This window comes from Caulobacter sp. Root487D2Y, from assembly GCF_001427165.1.
Classification (GTDB): domain Bacteria; phylum Pseudomonadota; class Alphaproteobacteria; order Caulobacterales; family Caulobacteraceae; genus Caulobacter.
On the sequence record NZ_LMFD01000005.1, the window covers coordinates 1 to 26,020 of the forward strand.

Annotated in this window: 27 protein-coding genes; 15 read left to right on the plus strand and 12 right to left on the minus strand. The window is 69.1% G+C overall.

Translation table 11 applies throughout. The features are described from left to right. Both ASD38_RS24510 and rhaT read left to right on the plus strand, forming a co-directional pair. Positions 1–129, plus strand: a 129-nt coding sequence (locus ASD38_RS24510) for a hypothetical protein (RefSeq protein ID WP_235523786.1), incomplete at its 5' end; no start/stop codon positions are given. A 77-nt stretch (positions 130–206) separates the two neighbouring features. Then, positions 207–1,301 carry an L-rhamnose/proton symporter RhaT gene (gene rhaT, locus ASD38_RS06780; RefSeq protein WP_056458765.1) on the plus strand — a complete coding sequence of 365 codons (1,095 nt, stop codon included), beginning with the start codon at positions 207–209 and terminating at the stop codon, positions 1,299–1,301. Here rhaT and ASD38_RS06785 read toward each other — a convergent pair. After that, positions 1,298–2,089, minus strand: a complete 792-nt coding sequence (locus tag ASD38_RS06785) for an IclR family transcriptional regulator (protein WP_056458768.1) — start codon at positions 2,087–2,089, stop codon at positions 1,298–1,300. The genes rhaT and ASD38_RS06785 overlap by 4 nt on opposite strands. 114 nt (positions 2,090–2,203) lie before the next feature. Next, complete coding sequence (locus ASD38_RS06790) at positions 2,204–2,599, minus strand: hypothetical protein (protein WP_056438892.1); 396 nt, start codon at positions 2,597–2,599, stop codon at positions 2,204–2,206. Between the two features lie 150 nt (positions 2,600–2,749). On the opposite strand from ASD38_RS06790, the gene ASD38_RS06795 reads away from it, so the two are divergent. Both ASD38_RS06795 and ASD38_RS06800 read left to right on the plus strand, forming a co-directional pair. After that, the gene (locus ASD38_RS06795; RefSeq protein WP_056438889.1) at positions 2,750–2,944 is read left to right on the plus strand and encodes a hypothetical protein; all 195 of its coding nucleotides are present in this window, start codon (positions 2,750–2,752) and stop codon (positions 2,942–2,944) included. Position 2,945: 1 nt separating this feature from the next. Then, the gene (locus ASD38_RS06800; RefSeq protein ID WP_056438886.1) at positions 2,946–3,176 is read left to right on the plus strand and encodes a hypothetical protein; all 231 of its coding nucleotides are present in this window, start codon (positions 2,946–2,948) and stop codon (positions 3,174–3,176) included. A gap of 56 nt (positions 3,177–3,232) precedes the next feature. Here the strand turns inward: ASD38_RS06800 and ASD38_RS06805 are convergent, their stop codons facing one another. After that, a complete protein-coding gene (locus tag ASD38_RS06805; protein WP_056458771.1) occupies positions 3,233–3,970 on the minus strand; it encodes a glutathione S-transferase family protein in 738 nt (245 codons plus the stop codon). A gap of 122 nt (positions 3,971–4,092) precedes the next feature. Between ASD38_RS06805 and ASD38_RS06810 the strand changes: the two genes are divergently transcribed. Next, positions 4,093–4,815, plus strand: a complete 723-nt coding sequence (locus tag ASD38_RS06810) for a helix-turn-helix transcriptional regulator (RefSeq protein ID WP_056438880.1) — start codon at positions 4,093–4,095, stop codon at positions 4,813–4,815. A 149-nt stretch (positions 4,816–4,964) separates the two neighbouring features. Here ASD38_RS06810 and ASD38_RS06815 read toward each other — a convergent pair whose 3' ends face one another. The 3 genes from ASD38_RS06815 to ASD38_RS06825 form a co-directional block, all read right to left on the minus strand. After that, the gene (locus ASD38_RS06815; RefSeq protein ID WP_056458774.1) at positions 4,965–5,957 is read right to left on the minus strand and encodes an alpha/beta hydrolase; all 993 of its coding nucleotides are present in this window, start codon (positions 5,955–5,957) and stop codon (positions 4,965–4,967) included. A 79-nt stretch (positions 5,958–6,036) separates the two neighbouring features. Then, complete coding sequence (locus tag ASD38_RS06820; protein ID WP_056438874.1) at positions 6,037–6,855, minus strand: TrmH family RNA methyltransferase; 819 nt, start codon at positions 6,853–6,855, stop codon at positions 6,037–6,039. A 21-nt stretch (positions 6,856–6,876) separates the two neighbouring features. Further along, entirely contained in the window at positions 6,877–8,148 is a 1,272-nt protein-coding gene (locus ASD38_RS06825; protein ID WP_056458777.1) for an MFS transporter, read from the minus strand. A gap of 218 nt (positions 8,149–8,366) precedes the next feature. On the opposite strand from ASD38_RS06825, the gene ASD38_RS06830 reads away from it, so the two are divergent. After that, on the plus strand, positions 8,367–9,422 hold the full coding sequence (locus ASD38_RS06830) for a LacI family DNA-binding transcriptional regulator (protein ID WP_056438868.1): 1,056 nt from the start codon (positions 8,367–8,369) through the stop codon (positions 9,420–9,422). A 71-nt stretch (positions 9,423–9,493) separates the two neighbouring features. Here ASD38_RS06830 and ASD38_RS06835 read toward each other — a convergent pair whose 3' ends face one another. Beyond that, on the minus strand, positions 9,494–10,393 hold the full coding sequence (locus ASD38_RS06835; RefSeq protein WP_056458780.1) for a LysR family transcriptional regulator: 900 nt from the start codon (positions 10,391–10,393) through the stop codon (positions 9,494–9,496). A 131-nt stretch (positions 10,394–10,524) separates the two neighbouring features. Here ASD38_RS06835 and ASD38_RS06840 point away from each other — a divergent pair, with 131 nt between their 5' ends. Both ASD38_RS06840 and ASD38_RS06845 read left to right on the plus strand, forming a co-directional pair. Next, positions 10,525–11,070 carry a hypothetical protein gene (locus ASD38_RS06840; RefSeq protein WP_056458784.1) on the plus strand — a complete coding sequence of 182 codons (546 nt, stop codon included), beginning with the start codon at positions 10,525–10,527 and terminating at the stop codon, positions 11,068–11,070. Then, positions 11,067–12,410 (plus strand): MFS transporter, encoded by a 1,344-nt coding sequence (locus ASD38_RS06845; protein ID WP_056458785.1) that lies wholly within the window; start codon positions 11,067–11,069, stop codon positions 12,408–12,410. The genes ASD38_RS06840 and ASD38_RS06845 overlap by 4 nt, the downstream gene beginning before the upstream one ends. Positions 12,411–12,541: 131 nt before the next feature. Here ASD38_RS06845 and ASD38_RS06850 read toward each other — a convergent pair whose 3' ends face one another. Both ASD38_RS06850 and ASD38_RS06855 read right to left on the minus strand, forming a co-directional pair. Continuing rightward, the gene (locus ASD38_RS06850; RefSeq protein WP_162252127.1) at positions 12,542–13,756 is read right to left on the minus strand and encodes a DJ-1/PfpI family protein; all 1,215 of its coding nucleotides are present in this window, start codon (positions 13,754–13,756) and stop codon (positions 12,542–12,544) included. 32 nt (positions 13,757–13,788) lie between these two features. Further along, positions 13,789–14,196, minus strand: a complete 408-nt coding sequence (locus ASD38_RS06855) for a hypothetical protein (protein ID WP_056458792.1) — start codon at positions 14,194–14,196, stop codon at positions 13,789–13,791. Between the two features lie 486 nt (positions 14,197–14,682). On the opposite strand from ASD38_RS06855, the gene ASD38_RS06860 reads away from it, so the two are divergent. Together ASD38_RS06860 and ASD38_RS06865 are read left to right on the plus strand one after the other, a co-directional pair. Continuing rightward, positions 14,683–15,081, plus strand: coding sequence for a FixH family protein (locus ASD38_RS06860; protein WP_162250216.1), 399 nt, complete (start codon positions 14,683–14,685; stop codon positions 15,079–15,081). Between the two features lie 14 nt (positions 15,082–15,095). Beyond that, a complete protein-coding gene (locus ASD38_RS06865) occupies positions 15,096–16,307 on the plus strand; it encodes a cytochrome-c peroxidase (RefSeq protein ID WP_056438913.1) in 1,212 nt (403 codons plus the stop codon). A 45-nt stretch (positions 16,308–16,352) separates the two neighbouring features. Here ASD38_RS06865 and ASD38_RS06870 read toward each other — a convergent pair whose 3' ends face one another. Next, positions 16,353–17,342, minus strand: coding sequence for a GlxA family transcriptional regulator (locus ASD38_RS06870; protein ID WP_056438842.1), 990 nt, complete (start codon positions 17,340–17,342; stop codon positions 16,353–16,355). Positions 17,343–17,571: 229 nt separating this feature from the next. Here ASD38_RS06870 and ASD38_RS06875 point away from each other — a divergent pair, with 229 nt between their 5' ends. Genes ASD38_RS06875 through ASD38_RS06890 form a run of 4 tightly spaced genes read left to right on the plus strand, consistent with a single transcriptional unit; the run spans position 17,572 to position 23,560 of the window. Beyond that, a complete protein-coding gene (locus ASD38_RS06875) occupies positions 17,572–17,898 on the plus strand; it encodes a hypothetical protein (protein ID WP_056458795.1) in 327 nt (108 codons plus the stop codon). Between the two features lie 51 nt (positions 17,899–17,949). Then, entirely contained in the window at positions 17,950–19,194 is a 1,245-nt protein-coding gene (locus ASD38_RS06880) for a TolC family protein (protein WP_056438837.1), read from the plus strand. Beyond that, on the plus strand, positions 19,191–20,357 hold the full coding sequence (locus ASD38_RS06885) for an efflux RND transporter periplasmic adaptor subunit (protein ID WP_156390606.1): 1,167 nt from the start codon (positions 19,191–19,193) through the stop codon (positions 20,355–20,357). The genes ASD38_RS06880 and ASD38_RS06885 overlap by 4 nt, the downstream gene beginning before the upstream one ends. A 2-nt stretch (positions 20,358–20,359) precedes the next feature. After that, complete coding sequence (locus tag ASD38_RS06890) at positions 20,360–23,560, plus strand: efflux RND transporter permease subunit (RefSeq protein WP_056458801.1); 3,201 nt, start codon at positions 20,360–20,362, stop codon at positions 23,558–23,560. A gap of 56 nt (positions 23,561–23,616) precedes the next feature. On the opposite strand, the gene ASD38_RS06895 is transcribed toward ASD38_RS06890, so the two are convergent. Beyond that, entirely contained in the window at positions 23,617–24,114 is a 498-nt protein-coding gene (locus ASD38_RS06895; protein ID WP_056438830.1) for a type II toxin-antitoxin system VapC family toxin, read from the minus strand. Further along, positions 24,114–24,368 carry a type II toxin-antitoxin system Phd/YefM family antitoxin gene (locus ASD38_RS06900; protein ID WP_056438827.1) on the minus strand — a complete coding sequence of 85 codons (255 nt, stop codon included), beginning with the start codon at positions 24,366–24,368 and terminating at the stop codon, positions 24,114–24,116. Before ASD38_RS06900 ends, ASD38_RS06895 begins: the two co-directional genes overlap by 1 nt. Before the next feature lie 205 nt (positions 24,369–24,573). Here ASD38_RS06900 and ASD38_RS06905 point away from each other — a divergent pair, with 205 nt between their 5' ends. Continuing rightward, positions 24,574–25,947 carry a cation:proton antiporter gene (locus tag ASD38_RS06905; RefSeq protein ID WP_056438825.1) on the plus strand — a complete coding sequence of 458 codons (1,374 nt, stop codon included), beginning with the start codon at positions 24,574–24,576 and terminating at the stop codon, positions 25,945–25,947. Positions 25,948–26,020 lie beyond the last annotated feature (73 nt).

The window sequence follows — 26,020 nt, forward strand, 5'->3', positions numbered from 1 at the left end:
CACCGCATGGACGAGGTCGAGGCCGCCGAACTGATCGTCGACCTCACCTACACCCTGCCCAAACGCGCCTACAAACTCGATCAACGGCCCGCCTGGGCAAGGCCGGTTGTCGCCAAGACTTCACCTTAGCTTGACGCTCAATATTCAAACTATAAGATACTATTTCAGAATGTGAGACTTAAGATCTCACCGGAGGGGACGACGCCATGACACCCAACCCGCTGCTCGGCGTGCTCTTCCACTGGCTGGGCGGCCTGTCGTCCGCCAGCTTCTACGTGCCCTATCGCGGCGTGCGCCGCTGGTCGTGGGAGATCTTCTGGCTGACCGGCGGTCTGTTCTCGTGGCTGCTGGCCCCCTGGCTGTTCGCCGGCCTGCAGACCAACGACCTGCTGGGCGTGATGGCCCAGGTCCCACCCAAGGTCGCGGGCCTGTGCATCCTGTTCGGCGTGCTCTGGGGCTTCGGCGGACTGACCTACGGCCTGACCATGCGCTATCTGGGCCTGTCGCTGGGCATGGCCGTGGTGCTGGGCCTGTGCACGGTGTTCGGCACCCTGATCCCGCCGATCTTCCGGGGTCAGTTCGGCGAGACCCTGCTGGGCACGCTGTCGGGGCGGATCATCCTGGCCGGCCTGCTGGTCACCCTGGCGGGCATCGTGGTCGTCGCCTGGGCGGGGGCCAAGAAGGACGCCGATCTGTCGGCCGAGCAGAAGAAGGCCGCGGTCGCCGAGTTCGACTTCAGGAAGGGCGTCGCCGTGGCGGTGTTCTCCGGGATCATGTCGGCCTGTTTCGCCTTCGGGCTGTCGGCCGGCGAGCCGATCAAAGCGCTGTCGGCCGCCGCCGGCACCGGCCCGCTGTGGACTGGCCTGCCGACCCTGTGCCTGGTGATGTTCGGCGGCCTGATCACCAACGGCCTGTGGTGCGCCTGGCTGATCGTCAAGAACCGCAGCGCCGGCCAGTGGCTGGGCGCGGTCAGCCCGGCCGAGGCGGCGGACAAGCCGGAGACCGCGGCGCTGAAGCGCTCGCCGTTGGCGGCCAACTATCTGCTGTGCGCGGTGGCCGGCACCGCCTGGTACTTCCAGTTCTTCTTCTACACGATGGGCGAAAGCCAGATGGGCCGGTTCGGCTTTTCCAGCTGGACCCTGCACATGGCCTCGATCATCATCTTCGGCACGCTGTGGGGCTTCGCCTTCCGCGAATGGAAGGACGCCCGCCCCGGGGTCAAGGCCATGGTCTGGACCGGCGTCGCCCTGCTGGTCGGGGCCACGGTGATCATCGGCTACGGCAACCGGCTGGGGGCCTAACCCCCGGCCTCCAGGCTCAGCCTGGCGGGGTTGAAGCCCAGGGCCATGCCGATCTCCAGGGCGGCCTCGACCACCTGGGGCGCCAGCTCGGCCATCCGCGCCTCGTCCATGTATTGCGGGACGCTGGACAGGCTGATGGCGGCGACGATCGCGCCGCTGGCGTCGCGGATCGGAGCGGCGATGCAGCGGATGCTGTCGCCGCCGTCCTCCAGGTGCAGGGCGTGGCCCCGCCGCCGGGCCGCCTCCATGTCGCGCCGGAAGGCGGCCGCCTCGGGCGCGTTCGGATCGTCGGAAAACAGCGCAGCCCACCGCGCCGGCGGCGTGTCGATCAGCAGGGCGCGGCCCAGGGCGGTGTCGCGGATGCGGTTGCGGTCGCCGACCCGGTGGCGGATCTCCAGGCGCCGCCGCCCGGGGGCCTGGGCGACATAGAGCACATCGTCGCCGGCCGCGGTTCCCAGATTGGTCGCATCCTGGGTCTCGGCCGACAGCGCCGCCAGCACCGGCCGCGCCACGTCGCCCAGGCCCAGGCGCTCGCTCGCTTGATGACCCAGCTGCACCAGCCGGCCGCCCAGCCGGTAGTCGCGCCCAACCGCCGACAGCAGGCCGCGATCGACAAGGGCCGAGGCCAGGCGATGGGTGGTGCTGCGGGTCAGCCCGACCCGTTCCTCGAACGCCTTGAGGCTATGGGCGCCCTCGGCGACGGCCTCGAGAATGTCCAGGGCTCGGTGCAGGGTCTGACTGGCGCGATCCGCGGCGGCGGACGCTTGAGGCGCGGCTGTATCCGACAAGGCGGCATCCTATCCCGATCACGCCTCTAGATAGCATTGGAATGCCGATTCCAACGATGCCTCCTGGCCGATCCCGGACCGAAATCGTCTGAACTTCGGTCCGGAGGCGTCAGGTCAGCGCGACGCCGCGTCCCAGGCCGCGACGCGATAGCCGTTGGCGTCCAGGCAGCGATTCATGGCCGCCTTGTGGGCCTCGTCCTGGGCTGTGCGCGCGGCGCGCGATCCGCCCTTGGCCTTGTCGTAGGGGACCTTGAGAACCAGGCCCGTGGCGCCCGGATCGAGGTTGCGCGCCGTGGCGCTGGACGAGGAGACGTCGAACTTGTCGGTCTTGCCGGCCCGAACCTGGTCGCGGCACGCGGCGAAGGTGGTGGCGAAGGCCTTCTCGTCGGACGCCTTGGACTCCAGGCGCGGCGAATAGCCGGTCTCGCCGCCGCCCATCGCCGAGCAGGCGCCCAGGGACGCGGCGCAGATCGAGGCGGCGACGAGCGCCGACATCTTGGAATGGGTCATGAACTTGTCCTCCCAAAGCTTCGAAAGCCCCGAAGCTGAAGGAGCGCGGCGCGACCGTTCCGGTTCCGCTTGGCGGGCGGCCGGGAAGCTGCGCGCTAGGAACGCCCGTCCCGCCGATCGGTTTGAACGGGGCAGACATGGAGGAAACCAATGTCCAAAGCCCCGCCCATTCCGCCGGAACAACGCGCCTTCAAGGGCCAGAAGCCGGAGATCGAGGGCCAGTCCGGCCAGGACGACCTGCAGTCGCCCGATCCCGGCAACGCCGATGTGAATCTCAAGGAGCAGGGCCGCCACGGCAACCTGCGCCAGAACACCTCCCGCTCCGGCAACGTGCAGGACCGCTGACATGCCCGACAAGAACCCCGCCGCCGACCGCTGGGGAGGCCCCGGCGCCAGCCATGAGAACGCCAAGCGGCCGCGTCCCGACCCCACGGTCAAGGATCCGGACGATCCCGATCGCTACAGCCGCCACAGCAAGATCTCGGGCGGCGGCGGCGAGTCCGACGTCCACCACGCCCACGACCCGGACCGCAAGGCGGACTTCCAGGCGAACGACGCGCAGAAACGGAAGTCCTGAACGCCCGAAAGCCGCGCGTCCCGGCGACCACCAGGACGCGCGGCCTCATCTGAGGGTCACGCCGCGCGGCACATGGCGTCGAGGGCCTGGGGCGCGAAGTCGGGATAGTAGCCGGCCATCATCCGCTCGGCGTAGGCCACAAGATTGGGCAGGCTTTCGGCCCGGCGGCGCAGCGGGGAGTCGAAGAACGGCGTCAGGATCTGGGCCAGCATGGCGAAGACGATGGCGTCGACGCTGGTGGGCCGGTGGCCCATCATGAACGAGGTGCTCCCCAGCATCTCCGACAGGGCCGTCAGCGACCAGGCGCCCAATTCGACGATCTCGTCGGGCGAATGGCGGCCGAGGCCGACGGCCTTGAGGTTGGTCTGGACCGCGCCCAGCAGGCCGTCGATGGCGTCGGCCCGCGCCTCGCCCGGCAAGCCGTCGAACCAGCGGGCCGGGCCCTTGGCGAAGTTGTCGTCGTCGAAGAACCGGAAATGGCAGCTGGCCCAGCCCAGATGGTTCTCGACCATCCGCTCGATCGCCCAGGCCTGGCCGCGCTGGGCCTTGCTGAGGCCGGCGTCCAGATCGACGCCGTAGCTGCGCTCGATATAGGCGCGGATGAAGGTGGAGTCGGCGACCTTGATCCCGTCGTCGTCGATCCACGGCAGTTGGCCCTTGGGCGAGGTCTCCGGATGGGCCGGGACCTTCTCGTACCAGAGGCCCGCCATCTTCAGATGGATCTCGGTCTTGGTGACATAGGGGCTGCCCTCGGGGAGGCCATAGGCGGGTCCGGCGGCGTAGAGCGTGATCATGATGGTCTCTCCCTGCTGAGCCGCCTTCCGGTGTCCGTCCCAGAACCCGTATTGCGACAATCGGACGCTACCGCCATCCTGCTGCCAGCATGCTGTCAGCATCGACCGCGCAGAGTGATCCCATGAGACGCGCCGAACGCCTTTTCCAGATCATCCAGATCCTTCGCCGCAACCGGCAGCCAGTCACGGCCGACGCCATGGCGTGCGAACTGGAGACCTCCAAACGCAGCGTTTATCGCGACATCGCCGCCTTGATCGGCCAGAGGGCGCCCATCCGCGGCGAGGCGGGCGTCGGCTACGTGCTGGAGGCCGGATACGACATGCCGCCCCTGATGCTGACACCCGACGAGATCGAGGCCGCCGTGCTGGGGGCCCAGTGGGTCGCCGGACGCGGCGACCCGGTTCTGGCCACCGCCGCCAACGACCTGATCGCCAAGATCGCCGCCGCCGTCCCCGAACAGCTGCGCCCCTATGTGCTGACCCCAGCCACCGGCGCCTCGCCGGCCTGGAACCAGCTGCCGGACGGGATCGACATCGCCCAGACCCGGGCCTGGATCCACGCCGGCCGCAAGATCCGCCTGGACTATCGCGACGAGAAGGGCGCGGTCAGCCAGCGCGTCGTCTGGCCGGTGACGGTCGGCTATCGCGAGACCGTCCGGATGCTGATCGCCTGGTGCGAGCTGCGCAACGACTTCCGCAACTTCCGCACCGACCGGATCGAGGGCGCCGAGTTCCTCGACGAGCGCCACGGCCAGCGGCCCGGCGTCCTTCGGACGCGCTGGCAGCGGGCGCTGGAGGAGGAGCGCAAGCGGTGGGCGGCCAAGGGCGAGGGCTGCGCGCCCTAGCGAGGGTGGATGCTCCGCTTCGGGATACGAAAACCCCGTCCTTCGACAAGCTCAGGATGAGGTTTTCGAATGCCCGGGCCTGCAATGGTCCTCATCCTGAGCTTGTCGAAGGACGAGGGCCACGCACGGCGATTGGAGGTCGATAGCCCCTAGACCCCGTGCCGCTTGGCGAACGTCTCGAACAGGGAGGGCCAGGCGGCGACCGGCTTGTCGACGATCCCGCGCAGGCCGAAACCGTGGCCGCCCTCCTCGAAGATGTGCATCTCGGTCGGGATCGCCTTGGCCTTCAGGGCCGTGAACATCATCAGGCTGTTGGCCACCGGCACGGTCTTGTCGTCGGCGGCGTGGACCAGGAACACCGGCGGCGCACGGTCGGTGACGTTCTGCTCGGGCGAATAGAGGGCGATCTGCTCCGGGGTGGGCGACGGGCCCAGCAGTTGCTTGCGTGAACCGCCGTGGGCCGGCCCGTCGACCATGGTCACCACCGGATACATCAGGCACGACAGGTCGGGCCGGGCCGACAAGTCGTCGGCGGCGTCGACCCGGTCATAGACCTTGGCGTCGAAGCGGGTGGTCAGGCTGGCGGCCAGATGTCCCCCGGCCGAGAAACCCATGATCGAGACCCGCGCGGGATCGAACTTCATCGCCGCCGCCTTCGCGCGGACCAGCCGCACGGCGCGCTGGGCGTCCTGCAGCGGGGCGTCGGGACCCGCGCCCCAGTGGTCGCCCGGCAGGCGGTAGAGCAGGACGAAACAGGTGTAGCCGCGGTCGGCCAGCCAGCGGGCGGTCTCGAAGCCCTCCTTGTCGCTGACCACGCGCTCGTAACCGCCGCCGGGCATCAGCACCACCGCCGCGCCGTTGGCCTGGGCCGGGCGGAAGACGGTCAGGGTCGGCTTGCGGGTGTGGGTCGTGGCGCGGTCGCGCAGACCGCCGGCGACGGTGCGATCGACGACGGTCTCGACGACCGTGACGCCGGCCGAGCCGGGCGGGTCGCCGGGCCACAGGGGAAGGACTTCGGTCGGATCCATCGGGGCCTTCGCGGCTTGAGCGAGCTGGTCCGGCTTGGCTTGAGCGGCGCCCGCCAGCAGCGATGTCAGCAGGCCGCCCGTCAAGGCGCCCAGGGTTCCCCGGCGATTGAACATGCGACCTCCCTAAGCGACGCGAACGGACCCTAGGGCGGGCTTCCGGTCCCGACAAGTCACCGGTGTCAATCCTCGCGGATCAGGGCGTCGCGAACCTCAGGTGATGCAGCACGATCCCGCTGGTGGTGGCCACGTTCAGCGAGTCGAAACCGCCCGCCATCGGGATGCCGATGGTCCGCGCCCGGTCCATGACGGCCTGGGACAGCCCCGGTCCCTCCGCCCCCAGCAGCACCGCCGCGCGGGCCGGCGGGTCGAGCCGCGCCAGGGTCTCGCCGGCCGCCGGGCTCAGGGCCAGGCCCTGGAAGCCGTGGCGCTCCAGCAGGCCGACCACGTCCTCGCCCGGCGTCAGCCAGGCGGTCGGCACGCTGAGCGTCGCGCCGATCGAGACCCGGATGGCCTTGCGATAGAAGGGGTCGCAGCAGTCGCCGTCCAGGATCACCCCGTCGACCCCGAACGCCGCGGCGTTGCGGAAGACGCCGCCCAGATTGTCGTGATTGGCGATGCCCATCAGCACCAGCACCACCGCGCGCCGCGCCGCCTTTTCCGGGACCTGGGCCAGCAGCGCCTCGGCGGACAACGGCTCGGGCTTGGCGCCCACGGCCAGCACGCCGCGATGGAGGTGGAAGCCGGCGATCGCGTCCAGCACGGCCTGGCCGACGACATAGACCGGAACGCCGCGCGGCAGGCCCTCGAACACCTCGCCCAGCTTGTCGGCGCGCTTGCCGTCGATCAGCAGCGACCGGACCCGTTCGGGCGCGTCGCGGACGAAGGCCCGCAGCACCGTCTCGCCCTCGGCGATGAACAGCCCCTGGCGGCCGACCAAGTCGCGCTCCTTGATGTCCCGGTAGGCCGCGACGCGCGGGTCGTTCGGATCGTCGATGGGGATCAGGTCGGGCACGGGTCCCTCGGGGAAACGGGTTTAGCGCACGCCCCGTATCGGAAGGATGGCCAGACCGCCAGCCGCCGCCAGTCCCGCGGCCACCAGATAGAGGGCGTGATAGTTGACGTGGGCCGGACCCAGCACCCACATCGCCAGGATCGGCGCCATGGCCTGGGGCAAGGTGTTGGCCAGGTTGATCACCCCCAGGTCCTTGCCCGCGTCCTTCTGCGAGGGCAGCACCTGGCTGACCAGGGCGATGTCGACGGCGTAGTAGCAGCCCACCGCGCAGCCGAAGATCACGAAGCCGGCCACCACCACCGGCCAGCTGGGCACCAGCGAGAAGACGACCATCGCTCCAGCCAGCACCAGGGCCGCGCCGGCCGCGAACAGCTTGCGGCGCTTGAGGCGGTCGGACAGCATCCCGCCCAGCATGCCGCAGGCGACGTTGGTGCAGGTGGCCACCGTGGTCAGCAGCGCCATGCCCTGCTCGGCGCGACGACCGGGAAACAGATCCGAATAGTGCAGCGCGTCCTGCAGGTAGAACAGCATGTAGCACTGGGTCAGGGTGATCGCGACCAGCACCATGAAGCGGCTGACCCAGGCCAGGGCGAAGTCGGGATGGGCCCGCGGATTGATCCAGAACCCCGACAGGAAGTCGCGCCACTTGAACGGCGGCCGCTCGCCGGCGGGCAGCGGCGTGTCGTTCAGGCCCAGGGCGAACGGGGCGATGGCCACCAGAAGCACCACACCGATGGCGAAATAGCGCGAGGCCTCGCCGACCAGCAGCCCGCCGACCAGGATCACCCCGGCCATGGCGCCGATCGGGTGGCCCAGGCTGAGAAAGGCCGCCACCCTGCCCTTCTGGTCGTCGGGCACCCGGTCGGGCAGCACCGCCAGCAGGGCCGAGAACAGCACGTTGAAGGCCAGCTGGAAGCAGACGATTCCCGCCATCAGGTGGACCGTGCTCTTGGCCATCATGATCAGGAAGTACGAGGCCACCGTGCCCAGCGCGCCGATCACCATCCAGGGACGCCGGCGACCGAAACGCGACGTCGTCCGATCGCTGATGGCGCCCGCCACCAGGTTGGCGATGCTGGCGGTGACCGCGCCGAGGACGGCGACCTGGCTCAGCACCACGGCCTTGTTCGCCGAATCGATGGCCTCGGCCTTCAGCGGCAACAGCACCTGGAACAGGGGCATGAAACTGACATAGGCCCCGATCTGGGCCAGGGTGAAGGCGGCGATGAAGCTGGGCTTCACGGGAATTGTCGGTCTTGCCCTGTCGATTCCCACCGCCTCCGCCGTCGTCATCACGCCTCCCCGACAAGACGCGGTCTGCGCCGCGATTGGCTCGGACACTGGCCCCCCGCGCCAGGGGACACAAGCCGCCAGCGACGACAAAGCAGGCGTCACGGCTTGGGAACGCGCTTTTTTGAATCGGGAGCGTCGCCTTATGCCGCGCAGTTGCTCTAGGTTGGCGGGATGAAGATGAGTCCAAGCAACCAGGACCGAAGCAACCGGGCGGGCCCATGGCGTCGGTGACGATCTATGACGTTGCGGCGCGGGCCGACGTGTCGATCAAGACCGTCTCTCGCGTGATGAACAACGAGCCCAACGTGCGGCCGCAGATGCGCGAGCGCGTGCTCGAGGCGGCCGGAGCCCTGGGCTATGCGCCGAACCTGTCGGCCCGCAGCCTGGCCGGCTCGCGCTCGTTCGTGATCGCCGTCTTCGTCGACGCCTCCCTGACCCTGGACCACTGGCGCAGCGAGCGCGGTTCGGACTACCTGCAACGCATCCAGCTGGGCGCGACCGTCGAGACCCGCGCGGCCGGCTATCACCTGCTGGTGGAGTTGATCGACCACGACGGCCCGCGCGTGCGCCAGGAGGTCGGCGCCCTGCTGGCCGCCCTCAAGCCCGACGGCGTGATCCTGACTCCGCCCTCCTGCGACAACGAGGTGGTGCTGGAGCTGCTCGACAAGGCCGGCACGCCCTATGTGCGCCTGGGTCCGGAAAAGCCCGAGGGCGCGGGCCCCCGCGTGCACATGGACGACGTCGCCGCCGCGCGCGAGATGACCGAGCACCTGATCGACCTGGGCCACACCCGGATCGGCTTCATGGCCGGCGACCAGCGCTACGGCGCCAGCCAGGCCCGCCGCGAAGGCTACCTCGCAGCCATGAAGGCGCGCGGGCTGAAGGTCGACAAGGCGTGGGTCCGCGAGGGCGACTTCACGTTCGAGTCCGGGCACAAGGCCGCGACCGCCCTGATCGCCCTGCCCGAGCGGCCGACAGCGATCTTCGCGTCCAATGACGACATGGCCCTGGGGGCCCTGGCGGCGGCGGCCGAGGCCGACCTCTCGTGCCCCGGCGACCTGTCGGTGGCCGGCTTCGATGACAGCCCTGTCTCGCGCCTCAGCCGTCCGCAACTGACCACCGTCCGCCAGCCGCTGGTGGAGATGTCGACCCTGGCGACCAAGATGCTGATCAACGGCGGGGCCCGCAATTCGGAACCCGGACAGCGGCCCCGCGACGAACTCCTGCCCTTCACCCTGATCCACCGGGCTTCGACGGCGCCGCCGAGGGGGTGAGGTGAATCGCGGTTTCATGACCGTCCTGCGCCAGACCGCTAGAGGTACGAGCGAGTTCGCCCCCCAGGGACCTAGCCAGCCGGATCTGCGCAGACTTCCCGCACGCGCCCGCGCAACCAGCGATGAGCTGGATCGGCGTCCATGCGTGGGTGCCAGAGCAACGACACCGAAAACTCGGGGACAGGCATGGGCAGTTCAAAGCTGACGAGACCGTCTCTCAGTCCCTGCGTATGACGCTCAGGCACGGTGGCGACCAAGCCCGCCGACCTCGCCAGTGAGATCGCGGTGGCGAAGCCGCCCACGACCGTGGCCACTTCGCGGACGACGCCGATACGCGCCAGAGCGTCGTCGATGAGGCCCTTGGCGAGCGCATCTCGCGATACGGCCACATGGGGCGCGGCCGCATAGCGCGCCGGCGTCATCGCGCCCGTCGTTATCTCATGCCCCTGGCGCACCATCCCGACGTAACGATCGCGAAACAGGACCTGGGTGCGAAGTTCGGGTCCCGTATCGCCTTCCACCACGCCCGTCTCGAGGTCGATAAGACCGTCGCGCAGCGGCTTGCTGTCCTTGTCGGGCTTCTGGACGAAACGCAGCTGGACGCCCGGCGCCTCGACAGCCAGGCGCCCGATCAGCGCCGGGCCGAAGGTTTCCACGAAGCCTTCGCTGGTGCGCAGGGTGAAGGCGCGCCGCATCTGCCGGAGGTCCAGCGCTTCGACCGGTCGAAGCACGGCCTGCGCGTCCTGGACAAGTTGGGCGACGCGGTCACGAAGCTCAATCGCCCTGGGCGTGGGGACCAGCTCCCGCCCAGCCCGCACCAACAGGGGATCGCCCGTCACCTCGCGCAAGCGCGCCAAGGCGCGGCTCATGGCCGAGGGACTGAGCCGCAGGCGCGAGGCCGCTCGCGTGACGCTGCCCTCGGCCAGCAGCACGTCCAGCGCCACCAGAAGGTTGAGGTCCGGAATCTGCATTCGCGCACAGTAACACCCGCCCATGACATGGCGTCAAACGCAATGAATCAGTGAAATTCGTGCGCGTTCCGCCACACCTTGGCCAGCGCTAGCTTTCATCGAACGCCGCTCTCGGCGCGAGAGGAAAGCCGATGCACAGGAACTCGCTTCAAACTTTTATCGCCGATGTCCGGGCCAGCTGGGGTCCGCTTTCGAGCGACCTGATCGCCGATTGCCGGGGCCATCTGCGGGCCCTGCTGCACGCCGCCCCGACCGAGGACTGGCTTGCCGCGCTGCTCAACGAAAAGCCGGCCAGTCAGGAGCTTTATCGCGATCCCGACCATGGCTTTGTGCTCCTGGCTCATACCGAGCAGGAGGGCCTCTATCGCCAGCCTCATGACCATGGGCGTAGTTGGGTGCTGTACGGCGTCCAAAGCGGCGACGTCGAGATGGGCAGCTACGGCCGGACCGCGGATCCGGACGGACAGGTACGCCTTGTCAAACGGGACACGACCCTGGTTCGGCCTGGAACGGCCATGACCTACCTGCCGAGCGATATCCACGACACGCACTGCAGGACCGGCCCCGCCCTGCTCTTCCGCTTCACCGAGCGCGACCTGCAGGTCGAAGACAAGCAAGAGGGCCGGATCACCCGCTACGCCGATCAGGACGGCGTGTTCCGGATCGCCCGTCCATGACAGGGCGCGGTCGCTCGACGCTGGCGATCGCCTCGGTGTTGACGGCGCTGATGCTCGTGGTGCTGGACGCCTCGATCGTCAACGTGGCGCTGCCGACCCTGGCTCGCGACCTGCGCGTCTCGCCCGCCGCGGCGGTGTTGGTCGTCACGGCCTACCAGACTGGCCTCGTCATGGCGCTCCTGCCCTGCGCGGCGCTCGGCGAAAGCCTGGGCCACCGCCGGGTTTTCATCGGCGGCGTGGCGCTGTTCACCGTGGCTTCCGGCCTCTGCGCGATCGCGCCGAACCTGGCGTGGTTGGTGGTGGCCCGCCTGGCCCAAGGCCTGGGCGCCGCGGCGGTCATGTCGCTCGGCGTGGCGCTGCTGCGGACCGTCGTCCCAGCGCACAGGCTGGGCGTGGCGATCGGCTGGAACGCCTTGGTGGTCGCCCTGACATCCGCGGCGGGTCCGACGGTCGGCGCGCTCGTCCTGTCCCTGGCGAGTTGGCCCTGGCTCTTCGCCATCAATCTGCCGCTGGGTTTCTTGGTGCTTGCAGCGGCCAACGCCCTCCCGCTCGCGCCCGGCTCGGCGCGTCGCCTGGAGCGGGTGAGCCTGGCCCTGAGCATGAGCGCGTTCGGCCTGCTGATCGTCGGCGCGGAAATGATCGTGAAGGCGCCGGCCATAGCCGTGGTCGCTTTCGCCGGGGGCGTACTGGGCCTGACGACGCTGATCCGGCGCGAAGCGTCCCACGCCGCTCCGCTCCTGCCGCTCGATCTCCTTCGCGCGCCATCGTTCCGCCGATCCGTCATCGCGTCGGCCTGCTGCTTCATCGGCCAGGGCGCGGGGCTCATCGCCCTTCCCTTCTACCTCCAGCACGGCCTTGGTCTCAGCCCCCTGGATGCTGGCCTCTACATCACGCCGTGGCCGCTGATGGCCGCTGTGTCCGCGACGCTGGCCGGGCGCATGGCAAAGCCCTCCACGACGGCTCTGCTGTGCGCCACCGGCTGCGCCTTGCTATCCGCCGGCCTCCTCGCGGCGTCCGCCTGGCCGCTGGCCGAGGCGCCTGTCACGATCGTGCCCATCGTCATGCTCTGCGGGCTCGGCTTTGGACTTTTCCAGGTAACCAACAACCGCAACATGTTCCTTTCGGCGCCGATGGAGCGCAGCGGTGCGGCGGGTGGTCTGCAATCCATGGCGCGTCTGACCGGCCAGACAGCGGGGGTTGTCGTCATGACGCTGCTGTTCAGCCGGCTCACGCTCGACGCCGCCCCGCGCATCGGGCTAGCCATTGGCGCCCTCCTGACCCTGGCGGCCGGCCTGCTCAGCACACTTCATAAAACAGAGCGCGAGGCGCACCCGGCCTGAAGCGATGCGCTGCTGGAAAAGGCGTGAAGGCCATAAAGCTTCCTTCAGGGGGCCGCCACTTAGCGCCAGGAGCGGACGTTTGGGTCGGAGCGGAAAGCTGACTTTCCGTTCGCGCCGTCATTTGGCGATCTCTAGTGCCGCGCGCCGTCCTCGCGGCCGTACTCCATCCCCAGCCAAGCCAAGCGCGCCGTTTCGGGGCCATAACGGTGGGTCATTTCGGCCAAGGTCCAATCCAACACCGCGGCGGAGCCGCCGGCGGGGGTTGTGAGCACGATGGCATCGGCCTTGTGCGGCGCGTCCGGCAGGATCGTCAGGCCGTGGCGAGACCGGACCGGGCCAGAGCCGGCGACGACGACCTTCGTGCGCAGGCCGCGACGCCATGCATCAGCCTGGAGCGCCAGCGCGATCTCGTCGACGCCGGCCTGGAGCGGAGCTTCGACCGTTTCGTGTTTCCAGACGGCGGCGAGATTGGCCACGCCCACGAAATAGTCGGATCGCTCGACCTTGAACTCGGCGGTGCGATGGCGCGGGCTCCAGTCACCGGCTCCCAGTCGCGCCGCCGTCGCCTCGGCCGCCTGGCGGCCAGCGATCGCCTCGATCAAGGCCAACGAAGCGGGGATGGACGCCGAGACGCCGGTGGTGCTGATGACGCGGCCGTCCTGCACCCAGCGGCGGTCGCGCACCCAGGTGGTCTTTGGATAGGCCTTTTCGAGCTGTTCAAGCGCGGCGAAGTGGGTCGTCGCCCGCTTGCCGTCGAGGAGGCCCGCCGCCGCCACGACCCGGGCGCCCTCGCAGATCGAGACGATGACCGCGCCCTGGGCGGCCTGTTTTCGGATCCAGTCGACCAGCGCCGGGCTCTTGGGATGAAGTTGAGCGGGCACGATGACAATGTCGGCGCCCGCCGGCTGCGCGACGTCGAACCGCGCCGTCGTCTGATCGGGTTGAATCTTCACGGCCATCTTCAACTGCAGCGGCCCATCGGCGGTGGAGAGGCCCACCACATCGGCGACGCCGGAGTCCTTCAAGACGCCGTAGGGGATCAGGAAGTCAGTGGTCTCCGCCCCGGCCGAGTCCGCGATCACGGCTACCAGGGGCCGTGTCCGCCCGGCCTTGGGCGCGGGCAACACGATCACGGATCGAACCGCATCGGCCTGGACGGCGAGCGGGGCGGCCGCGGCGGGCGCTGTGGGCATGCCGGAGGAGGCTGAAGCAAGAAGGGCCGCGAAGGCGACGGAGAGGACAGGTTTGCGCATCGAAGACTCCGGGGGACTATGAGGCGCGAACCATAGGCTGGCGACAAATGGCGGAAATGTCATTTCCGTCGCGAATTCGGCCATCTCAATCATGCTCCGCATCGACGCGGACACATCCGTTCCGGCTAGGGACGAGCCTCCAGACGCGACAGCGACGGCGATAGCAGCCGCGCGGCGAGATAGCCGCCGGCCGCGACGTCGTAGGCGAGACAGAACATCGGCCACCAAGCCGGCGCGCCCGGATTTTCGACGAGCGTGGGATGCACGAGATCGAACATCCCGTGGCCCAGCAGCGCGGCCACGACCAGCCACAGGTTCGACTTGAAACCGACCACGGCCAGGGCGACGAACACGGCCAGGATCGCGGTCTCGGCGGGAAGCGCCTGAGCGCCGCCCATCACGGCGAAGAGGTCGTAGTAAGACGCGATCACCATCAGGACGACCGGATAGAACGCCCGACCGCGATCGAAACCGACAACGGTGGCGAAGACGCCCGCGCCCAGGGCCAGGCCTGCTCCGAAGAGATATTCCATGAGCGCTCCCTCGACCTTTGCCGAAAGCGGCGGAGCCCGCGAATGAGCCCCGGGACGGAGGTTCGAAGCTCGGGAACTTCGAACCTCGCGCTTCGGCTAGGCGGACTGGTCAGCGGTCGCGGGCGCACCGCAGGCGCAGCTTTCGCCGCACTTGCAGTTGGAACCGCATCCGCAGGCGCAATTTTCGCAGCCGCAGGGCTCGCAGGGGCATTGGGCAGGCATCTTGAATACTCCTTGTTCGGTTGTGGACGCCATCACCCTAGCCCGCGCCCCGCTTGGCTTAAATGTCAGATGAGCCGCATTTTCCGCCACGCCATTTCCGACCAAGCCAAGGGCCTGCTGTTTGGCGAAAATCGCGACAGTCTTGTCATTTAGGACAGGAACGCTCCGTGATCCGCTGCATCCCACACTCGATGTCGGGAGACCCAGATGCCCCAATTCGCTCGCATAAACCGTCGATCTCTCGCCTATCGCGTCCTTGGAGGCGTGGCTCTGCTGGCCGTCGTGCTCGCGGGTGGTGTGGCGGCGGCGAAACCCAGGGATCTGAACATATCGTTGGATCGCCCCAGTGACCGGGGCGTCTTCCGCGTTCGGATCCAAAGCCAGGTCGCGCCGATCCCGTTGTCGCGCGTGCATCCGTGGACGGTTCACCTGACCGATCAGGCCGGCCTTCCCGTCAGCGGCGCGGTCATCGCCATCGACGGCGGCATGCCCGAGCATCACCACGGCCTGCCGACCGCGCCGCGCGCCGCGTCCGCCGCCACGCCCGGCGACTACCTGATCAGCGGCATGAAGTTCTCGATGACGGGTTGGTGGGTGCTGAATCTGTCGATCAAGGCGCCGGATGGGCGGACGGACCGCATCACCTTCAATATGGTCCTGTGAGCCGCCCCTGGATCATGATGGGCGCGACCCTGGCGACGGCGCTGGCGCTCGTCGCGGCGGCCGAGCCGACCTGGTCCGCGGCGGACCTCAAGACGCTGCGGGGCCTCTGGATCGGCGCATTGAAGCCGCCTCCCCCCGATCCCTCGAACAAGGTCGCCGACAATGCCAAGGCCGCTGACCTGGGCCGTGCGCTCTTTTCCGATACGGGCCTGAGCGCCAATGGCCAGGTCTCGTGCGCCAGCTGCCATCAGCCCGGCCACGCCTTCACCGACGCCCTGCCCACCGGACATGGCGTCGGAACGGGAAACCGCCGCACCATGCCGATCGCTCCGGCCGTCTATTCGCCCTGGCAATTCTGGGATGGGCGCGCCGACAGCCTGTGGGCCCAGGCCCTGGGGCCGGTGGAGAACCCGGCTGAGCATGGCTTTTCCCGCACCGAGGTCGCGCGGGTTCTCGCCGCGCGCTATTCCGACGCCTACGAGCGCCTCTTTGGGCCGCTGCCGGACTTGGCGGATCGCAACCGATTTCCTCTCCGGGCCGCTCCGGGCGGCGATCCAGCGGCCAAGGCGGCCTGGGAGGGAATGTCGGACGCCGACCAGATCCTGATCAACCGCGTCTACGCCAATTTTGGCAAGGCCGTCGCCGCCTATGAGAGGACCTTGAAGATTCGCCCCAGCCGGTTCGACGCCTATCTGGCCGGTGTCTTCGGCGCGCCCGATCCGCATGCGCGGCTGTCACCCGACGAGTTGGCCGGCCTGCGGCTCTTCATCGGAAAGGGCCAATGCGCGAACTGCCACAACGGTCCCCTGCTCTCCAACCACGGCTTCGCCAACACCGGCGTCCCGGCCCATCCGGATCTGCCTCGCGATCTGGGGCGCGCCGCCGGCGTGCGCGCGGCGGTCGCCGATCCCTTCAACTGCAAGGGCGTCTACAGCGACGCCCCCGCGGGTTGCGAGGAACTGGAGTTCGCGGTCATCGACAATCCCGGCCAGGTTCGAGCCTACAAGGTCCCTTCGTTGCGCGGGGTGGGACAGCGCGCGCCCTACATGCATGCCGGGCAGTTCTCCTCCCTGGAGCAGGTTGTCGACCACTATAGCCGCGCGCCGCGCGCGCCCGACGGCGCGTCGGAGATCAAACCGCTCCGGCTCAGCGCCGATGAACGTCGGCAGATCGTCGCATTCCTTCGCACGCTGGACGAACAGCCCGCCCCCTCCCCGCACGGTTGATCATGGCGCCGACCTTTCGAGCGAGCCCCAAATCCCGTCCGCGCCCTACTGACGCTGATGGCGGCCGAACCTGGCGCGATAGTCGCCCGGGGTCGCGCCGACCCGCTTGTGAAAGGCCCGGTGCAGGGCGTCGAGGCTGCCAAAGCCCGAGCGATCCGCCACACGCGCCAGCGGCCAATCGGAGGTTTCCAGCAAGGCCTTGGCGCGGTTGACCCGGGCCATTTCCACGAACGCCGCCGGCGTTGTTCCGGTCTCCTTGTGGAAGACGCGGCTGAAGGTCCGCTCGGTCATGCCGGCCTTGTCGGCGAGGCTTGGCAGTGTCCGGTCCCCGCTCGGATCGGCGCTGATCTCGGCGATCAGGGTGCGCAGTTTCGGCGTGGCCGCGACCTGCACATTGAGGCCGGTGCTATACTGGGTCTGCCCGCCTGGCCGGCGCATGAAGAGGACGAGATTGCGGGCGATCGCCAGCGCCAGCTCGGGTCCGCAGTCCTCCTCCACGAAAGACAGACAAAGATCGATGCCGGCGGTCACGCCGGCGGACGTGTAGTACGGCGGATCGGCCACGAAGATCGCATCCGGCTCCAGCCTAACGGCCGGTCGAAAAGCGCGCATCTCGTCGCAGACTTCCCAGTGGGTCGTCGCGCGCCGACCGTCCAGCATCCCCGCCGCGGCCAGAACGAACGCGCCGGAGCAGACACTGCCTATGCGTCGCGTGAACCGTGCCCGGTCCGTCAGCCATTCGAGCACGCCAGCGTCGCGCATCCCCAGCAGACCGTCCTCGTCCCCGCCCGCGACCAGGATCGTGTCGAGGTCGGCGGGAAGATCGGCGAAGGCTACCGAACCGGTGATGCTGAGTCCGGAATTGCAGACGATCTCGCCGCCGTGAGGCGAGGCTAGGATCGGCTCGTAAGCGGTGACATCGCCGAACCGGTTGGCCATGGCGAAGACCTCGAAAGGTCCGTTGAGATCGAGCGATTGCGCGCCGCGATAGCCGACGATGGCGATCTTGCGTGGAGGGGTTGGGAAGGCAGGCATGGCGGAAAGTGCGGCTCATGCGACGTTTGCGCAAGCTCGTTGGGCTCCTCGGCGCCAGGAGCGGACTCTGAGGCCGCTCCGGCATCCGGACGTTCAGCCGAGACCGCGCCGCGGGGGCCCAGCCCCTTCCCGCGGTGTGATCATGTAACGCGTTCTCAAGTTCGCCGCCCGAAGCTATAGAACGACCATGCGTCGAACGATGACATGGTGGCGGAACCTGGGTGGCCTTATGGCCGCCTGCGTCCTCGCGCTGCTCGTCGTCGCCCCCACGGTCAGCATGGCGACTTGCCTGTGCGCGAATGACGCCGCCATCGTCAGTGTCGAGACGGGCGCGGTCATCGTCCAGGCCGTCCAGGGCGCTCCTCAGGATCACGGCGCGCCTTGTGAGGCGGCCTGCTGCGTGAGCGGCCACTGCCACCACGGCGGGGCCATGCTCGACGCACCGGTCGCGACGGTTCCTGCCCTGGCTCCCGTCGCCCCCCAGCACGCGATGACATCTGCCCACGCGCTCGCCTCGCGAACCATTTCCGGCCCCGACCGACCGCCTCGCGCCTGACGGCCTGCGCGCATTTCGCGCGCTGTCGTCCATCCTTCGCGAGGAATCCTCATGTCATCGAACCGATGGTCGCTGCGCGCGGCCTTGGCCTGCGTCGCTTCCAGCCTGTTTTGCGCGTCCGTCGCGGCTCAGACAGCACCGACGTTCCACGCCCTGTTGAAACAGACCCAGGCCTCCGCGCCGCGCCTGGCGCTAGGGGCCGCCGAGACGCGGGTGGCCGAGGGCCAGGCCGCGCAGGCCGCCGCTCGCCCCAACCCGACCCTTGGCCTGATGGTCGAGAACGCCGCCGGGTCCGGTCCCTACAAGGACTTCGACAGCGCCGAGACCACCCTGTCGATCGAGCAGCCGCTGGAACTGGGTGGCAAGCGCGCGGCGCGGATCTCGGCGGCTCAGGCTGATCTCGCCGTCGCCCAGGCGCGCGCCGCCTTGGGGCAGGTCGATTTTGCTCGTGATCTGGCGCTCGCCTACGCCAACGCCGAGGCGGCTCAGCAACGCCTCGCCATCGCCAGGGACAGCGTTGATCTGGCCCAGGCCGATGCCAGGGCCGCCCGCCTCCTCGTGGACAATGGAAAGGAGGCCCAGGTTCGGGCCGTCCAGGCCGACGCCGGGCTGGCCACGGCGCGCGCCGATCTGGCCACCGCCCAGGCTGAAGCCGAGACGACCCTGGCCCGCCTGAGCGCGCTGACCGGCTCCCCCGAGACCTACACCGCCGTCACCGGCGGTCTGCTGGACGCCGCACCAGCGACACCGCCAACGGGGGCGGCTTTCAGCCCGGCCATCGCGGCCGCCCGCGCCGAGCGGGACGCCGCCGAGCGTCGTATCGCCATGGAGCGCGCCCGTCGCGTTCCCGACCTGGCCGTCAGCTTCGGGGTCCGCCAGTTCCAGGGCGACGATTCCACGGCGGCCGTCTTCGGCATCTCCGCCCCGTTGCCGTTGTTCGACCGCAACCGAGGGGCGGTCGCGGCCGCCACCGCCAACGCGCAGGCCGCCCAGGCTCGGCTGGCCGTGGCGCAGGCTGAGCAGGATGGCGACCGCCGCGCCTCGACCGCCCAGGTCGCCGCCGCGGGTCAGACTTTGGAAGCCTCCCGGCAGGCGGAGAACGCGGCGTCCGAGGCCTATCGCCTGGACCGCATCGGCTACGACGCCGGCCGCCTTCCGCTATCCGAACTGCTCGCCGCCCGCCGCGACCTGATCGCCGCGCGCGGCCGGGTCATCGACACCAAGCTGGCGCGCGTCAAGGCGCTCGCCGACCTCGCCCGCACCCAGGGCGCTATTCCCTTCGGAGATCAACCGTGATCGCTCGTCGCTCCGTCATCGCCTCGGCGGTCGCCCTTATCGCCGCCGCCGGCCTCGGCTACGGCGCCTCCCAATTCGTCGAGAGCCGTTCGGCCGCGCCCGCCCATGAAGAGGAGGGCGCGGAGCACGAGGAGCACGGCGCAACGGACCTGGTGCCGCTGAAGCTCGCCGACGCGGCCGCGGCCGGGGTCTCCGTTGTCACGCCAGGACGCGGCGGCGGCGCGGATATCCTGTTGCCCGGGCGCGTGACCCTGGCCGCCAACGCCCTGGCCGCCCTGGGCGCGCCGGTGTCGGGCACGGTGGAGCGGGTTCACGTCTCGGCCGGCTCCAACGTCGCCGCCGGATCGCCCATCGCCACCTTGCGCAGCGCCGACGCCGCCTCTGGCCGCGCGAGCCTCGACGCCGCCGGAGCCGGGGTAAGGGCCGCCCAGGCCGCCGCCAGCCGCGATCACCGCCTGTTCGACGCCGGTGTCGTCGCCCGCCAGGATTGGGAAGCCAGCCAAGCCGCCGCCGACAAGGCGCGGGCCGACTATCGCGCCGCCCAGGCCCAGGTTCGCGCCATGGGCCAGCCGGGAGCCGACGGCGTCACTGTCCTGCGCAGCCCCATCGCCGGGGTCGTGACGCGGATCGAGGCCCAGGTCGGCGGCTTCCTCACCCAGGGCGCGCTTGTCGCCGAGGTCGCCGACCAGAGCCGTGCCGAATACGTCTTCGACGCCCCCGCCGCCGCCGCCCGCTCTATCCGGCTCGGCCAGATGATCCACGTCCAGACCCCTGACGGCCAGGAAGCCCCGGCGACCATCAGCGCCGTGGCTCCCGGTGCGTCCGGGGGCAACACCGCCACCGTCCGGGCGACGCCGTCGAGCAGGACCGCACCCGCCGGGTCGGTCGTTTCCGCGCGGGTGATGATGGGGGCAAGCGCTAGTTCGGAGGGAGGCGGCGCGATCATCGTGCCCAGCGAGGCCATCCAGACGGTCGAGGGCCGCCCGGTCGTCTTCGTGGTCGAGGCCGGCGGCTTCCGCGCCAAGCCCGTGACCCCCGGCCGCGTCGCCGCCGGTTCCACCGAGATCCTGCGCGGCCTGACCGGCGCCGAGCGCATCGCCGGCAAAGGCGCTTTCCTGCTCAAGGCCGAACTCGGCAAGGGCGAAGCGGGACACGAGGACTGACCATGCTCGCCCGCCTGATCGACCTCTCCGTCCGCTTCCGCTGGATCGTGGCCCTGCTGGCCGCGGCCTTGCTGGCCTATGGCGGCGCGCAACTCTCCGGTCTGCCCATCGACGCTGTTCCGGACATCACCAACCGTCAGGTGCAGATCAACACCATCGCGCCCGCCCTCGGCCCGGAGGAGGTCGAGCGCCAGGTCACCTTCCCGGTCGAGACCGCGCTGGCCGGCATCCCTGGCCACGTCGAGACCCGCTCGCTGTCGCGTCACGGCTTCTCGCAGATCACCGCCGTCTTCACCGACGCCACCGACCTCTATTTCGCGCGCAACCTGATCAACGAGCGCCTCCAGGCCGCCCGCGCCACCCTGCCTGACGGACTGGAGCCCAGCATGGGGCCGCCGGTCACGGGGCTCGGCGAGGTCTATATCTGGACGGTCGAACTGTCGGGTCCAGCGGCGCGCCCTGGCGCGGTCTATGTCACCCCGGAGGGCGACCGCCTGACCTCCGACATCGAGAAGGCCACCTATCTGCGCACGGTGCAGGACTGGATCGTCGCACCGCAGCTGAAGACGCTGAAGGGCGTGGCCGGCGTCGATGTGCTTGGCGGCTACGTGAAGCAGTATGTCGTCCAACCCGATCCGGCCAAGCTGTCGGCCTTGGGCATCAGCCTGCCCCAACTGATCGACGCCTTGGAGCACGCCAACCGCGTCGAAGGCGCGGGCTACGTCCAACGCGGCGGCGAGGCCTATATCGTTCGCGCCGATGCCCGAGTGAAGACCCTGGGCGAACTGGCCGAGACCCCCGTCGGGCGGCGCGGCTCGGCGGTGGTCCGCGTCTCCGACGTCGCCACCGTCGTCGTCGGCCAGGCCCCGCGCCTGGGTTCGGCCAGCGAGGCGGGCCGCGAGGTCGTCATCGGCACGGCCTTGATGTTGGCCGGCGAGAACAGCCGCACCGTCGCCGCGCGGGTGGGCGAGCGCCTGAAGGACATCCACGCCAGCCTCCCAGCGGGCGTGGTCGTCAAGCCGGTGCTGGACCGCACCGACCTGGTAGACGCCACCATCCGCACGGTCGAGCACAACCTGGCCTTCGGCGCGCTGCTGGTCATCGCCGTGCTGTTCGTGGCCCTGGGCGACATCCGGGCGGCGATCATCACCGCCCTGATCATCCCGCTGTCGTTCCTGTTCGCAGCCATCGCCATGCGGCGGTTCGGGATCAGCGGAAACTTGATGAGCCTGGGAGCCTTGGACTTCGGCCTGATCGTCGATGGCGCGGTGGTGGTGATCGAGAACACCTTGGGCCGCCTGACGCTCCGGCGGAGCGAACTGGGGCGGTCTCTGGACGCCCGCGAGCGGATCGAGATAGCCGCGTCCTCGGCTCGCGAGATGGCGCGGCCCGCCGCCTTCGGCCAGGCCATCATCCTGATGGTCTACGCCCCGTTGCTGGCCTTCGAGGGGGTCGAGGGCAAGATGTTCGGCCCCATGGCCGCGACGGTGATGTTCGCCCTGGCCGGAGCCTTCCTGCTATCCCTGACTTTCGTGCCGGCGATGGCGGCCTTGCTGATCGGCGACCCGAAGGGGCATAGCGAGACCCGCCTCATGACAGCCGCCCGCGCACGGTTCGAACCTGCGTTGCGCCGCCTTGTCGCTCGGCCCGTCGCGGTGGCGGCGGGCGCGGGCGTGGCGCTTCTGATCGGCGTCGTCGCCTTTCTGAGCCTAGGCCGCGAGTTCATTCCCACGCTCGACGAAGGCGACCTGATGGTTCAGGCCTCGCGCGTGCCGTCGATCTCGCTGGAGCAGAGCCAGGCCATGCAGTTCCGGGTCGAGAAGACCCTGGCGGCCATGCCGGAGGTCGCCCTGGTGTTCACCCGCACGGGCACCGCCGAGATCGCCTCGGACCCGATGCCGCCCAGCGCCTCGGACACCTTCGTCATCCTCAAGCCACGCAAGGACTGGCCCGATCCGCGCCTGCCCAAGGCCGAGCTGGTCGAGCGCATGGAGAGCGCGCTGGGCCAGCACCTGGGCAACGCCTACGAGTTCACCCAGCCCATCCAGATGCGGTTCAACGAGTTGATCGCGGGAGTCCGTTCGGACGTGGCCGTCAGCGTCTATGGCGACGACTTCGCCGTCATGGATCAGACCGCCCAGAAGATCGCCAAGACGCTGCGCGGCGTGCGGGGCGCGGCCGACGTGAAGGTCGAGCAGGTCTCCGGTCAGCCGACCATCACGGCCACGGTGGACCGCACCGCCGCCGCCGCCCTCGGCGTTCACGCCAGCGACGCCGCCGACGCCCTGGCCATCGGCCTTGGCGGACGTGAGGCCGGGCATATCCTTGAAGGTGACCGGCGGTTCGATGTCGTCGTCCGCCTGGACGAGCAGCGGCGCAACGATCCGGCTGTCATGGGCCAGCTGCCGGTCATGCCCGAGGGCGCGCCGCCCGGCACGGCGGCGATCCCGCTCTCGAGCCTGGCCCGATTTGACGCCACCGAAGGCCCCAACCAGATCAGTCGCGAGAACGGCAAGCGCCGCATCGTCGTCCAGGCCAATGTCCGAGGCCGTGACCTGGGCGGCTTCGTCGCCGACGCCAAGACCGCCGTGCGCGAAGAGGTTCCGCTTCCCGCCGGCTCATGGCTCGACTGGGGCGGCCAGTTCGAGAACCTGGAGCGGGCCTCCGCGCGCCTGGCGGTGATCGTGCCGGTCGTCTTCCTGGTGATCGTGATCCTGCTCTACTTCGCCCTCGGCTCGGCGGCGGAGGCGGCCCTGGTCTTCGCCTGCGTTCCCCTGGCCCTGGTCGGCGGTGCGGTGGCCCTAGCCCTGCGCGGCACGCCGTTCTCGATCTCCGCCGCTGTCGGCTTCATCGCGGTGTCGGGCGTGGCGACGCTGAACGGCCTGGTGCTGATGCAGAGCATCAAGCAACGGCTGGCGATCGGGTTGGAGCCGGTCGAGGCGGTGGTCACCGGCACTGTCAGCCGCCTTCGGGCGGTTCTGACGACCGCTCTCGTCGCCATGCTCGGCTTCCTGCCCATGGCGGTCGCGATCGGTTCAGGGGCCGAGGTGCAGAAACCGCTGGCCACCGTCGTCATCGGCGGCCTGCTGACCTCGACCGCGCTGACCTTGCTTGCCCTGCCGGTCTTCGCGGTGTGGCTGGCGGCGCGAGGGTGGATGCGGGGCGACCACGTCGCACAGTGTAGCCGATCACCTCAGCCATAAGCGAAAACGCGCCAAACCCAGTCGATTGACTTCATCAGCGCCAAGTCGACTCCCCCTCACCCCCGCACGAAGATGTTCCGCAGCCACTGCGACCCCGCCTTCGCCGCCAGGCCCCAGTCTTCGCTGTCGTCCACGGCCTCGGGCTTGTAGCCCCAGGGATTGAACAGCTTCAGCCGGTTGACCTTGAAGGCCGAAAGGTCGCGGGTGACCAGGGTCAGGCCGTGCTCCAGGGCGGTGGCCGCCAGCAGGGCGTCGCGGGTGTCGGTCAGGTGCAGCCGGGCGCGCCCGCGCACCACGGCCGCGTCGACCGGCAGGACCCGCCCTTCGAAGGCGCCGGCGACCTGATCGTTCAGCCAGGTCCGCAGGGCCAGGCCCGCGGTCTTGTCCTTGCGCTCGACCCGCGCCGCGCCGGTCTCCAGCTCCAGCAGGGTGATCGCCGAAATGAACAGGCTGGACCGGGCCACGCCGGCGGCCCAGCCGGCCAGGCCCGCGTCGGTCCCGCCGGTCTTGGCGTTGCGCAGCTCGAAGACGATATCGGTGTCGAGCAGGTACATCAGCTTCGCCGACCCATGGGCCGATCCCAGGCTTCGTCCGACCGGACCTCGGCGACGTCCAGGGCGACCGGCGCGGCCATGGCCAGCAGGTCGACGATCGTCTCGCTCTGGCCCGACAGCTTGCGATAGGTCTCGATGCTCATCAGCACGTGGGTGGTCTTGCCGCGGTCGGTGACGAACACCGGCTCGATCCGCGCCGCCCGCTTGGCCTGGCTGACATCCTGATTGAAGTCACGGCTCGAGATGACTTTCATGTGCCTACGTACCTACATTGACAAGGCTGTCTTGTAGGCACGTTACTACATTGTGGCGTTCGGGCAACAGGAAATTAGCTAGCAAAAACAATCTTCTGCGCGCCGGTGTCAAAAACGCTTTTTGGCCTTGTCTCGAAAACCCAACTCTGCGCGGCTTGAGCTCAACGGCGGTCAACGCCGAAGGGATTCAACAGGGGGGACACGCGTGTCCGACATCATTTCGAGCCTCATCGCCACGGCGGGGGGCATTCTCTCGCCGCATGGCCCGGCCACCAAGGTCGCCGCGCACAGCTACACGCCCGGCGACTTCAGCGTGCACTTCTTCCTGCAACTGGCCGTCATCATACTGGCCTGCCGCGTGGTCGGCTGGCTGGGCCAGAAGGTCCTTAAGCAGCCGCAAGTCGTGGGCGAGATGATCGCCGGCGTGGTGCTGGGCCCGTCCCTGCTGGGCCTGCTGTTCCCCGACTTCCAGACGATGCTGTTCCCCAAGGAAACCAAGAACATCCTGTATGTCGGCGCCCAGCTGGGCGTGGGCCTCTACATGTTCATGGTCGGCACCAGCTTCCAGGCCGACCACTTCAAGGCCAAGGCCAAGAGCGCGATGAGCGTGTCGTTCGCCGGCATCGCCGCGCCGTTCCTGATCGCCGCCCTGATCACGCCGTTCCTGCTGAAGGTTCCAGGCTTGTTCGCCCCGACCATCGGTCAGGGCGCGGCGACGCTGTTCATGGGCGCCTGCATCGCCCTGACGGCCTTCCCGATGCTGGCCCGGATCATCAATGAGCGCGGCCTGGCCAAGACCTCGCTGGGCACGCTGTCTCTGACCGCCGGCGCCTTCGACGACGCGGTGTCCTGGTGCGTGCTGGCCGTGGTGCTGGCCACCTTCGGCGGCGGCCCCGGCGTGGCCTTCCTCGCGATCGGCGGCGGCCTCGCCTGGGTCGCGTTCGTCACGACCTTCGGCCCGAGGATCCTGGCGCCTCTGGGCCGCATGGTCGAACGCGAAGGCGAGATGAGCACCACGGTGCTGGCCCTGGTCATGCTGGCCTTCTGCGTCTCGGCCTTCCTGATGGACGCCGTGGGCATCCACGCCATCTTCGGCGGCTTCATCCTCGGCGTGGTCATCCCCCGCGGCAAGCTGGTCGAGGAACTGAAGAAGAAGGTCGAGCCGCTGGCGGTGATCCTGCTGCTGCCGATGTTCTTCACTTATTCGGGCCTGAACACCCGGATGGACATGGTCAACTCGCCCACCCTGCTGCTGATCGCCCTGGGCATCCTGGCCTGCTCGATCCTGGCCAAGTGGGGCGCCTGCTACGCCGCCGCCCGCCTGACCGGCGAGAACCACGCCACCGCCATGGGCATCGGCGCCCTGATGAACTCGCGCGGCCTGATGGAGCTGATCATCATCAACATCGGCCTGCAGAAGGGCATCATCGGCCCGACGCTGTTCTCGATGCTGGTGCTGATGGCCATCATCACCACGGTCATGGCCAGCCCGCTGTTCGAGATGGTCTACGGCAAGAAGGCCCGAGAATCCGGCGAGCTGGACGCCGTCGACGGCGTGATCGCGAAAGCCGCCGCCTAAACCTCCGAAGTCGCCTCCCTAGGCCCTCGCTCCCCTGCCGGAGCGAGGGCTTTTTTTTGGGGGGGCGTGAAGG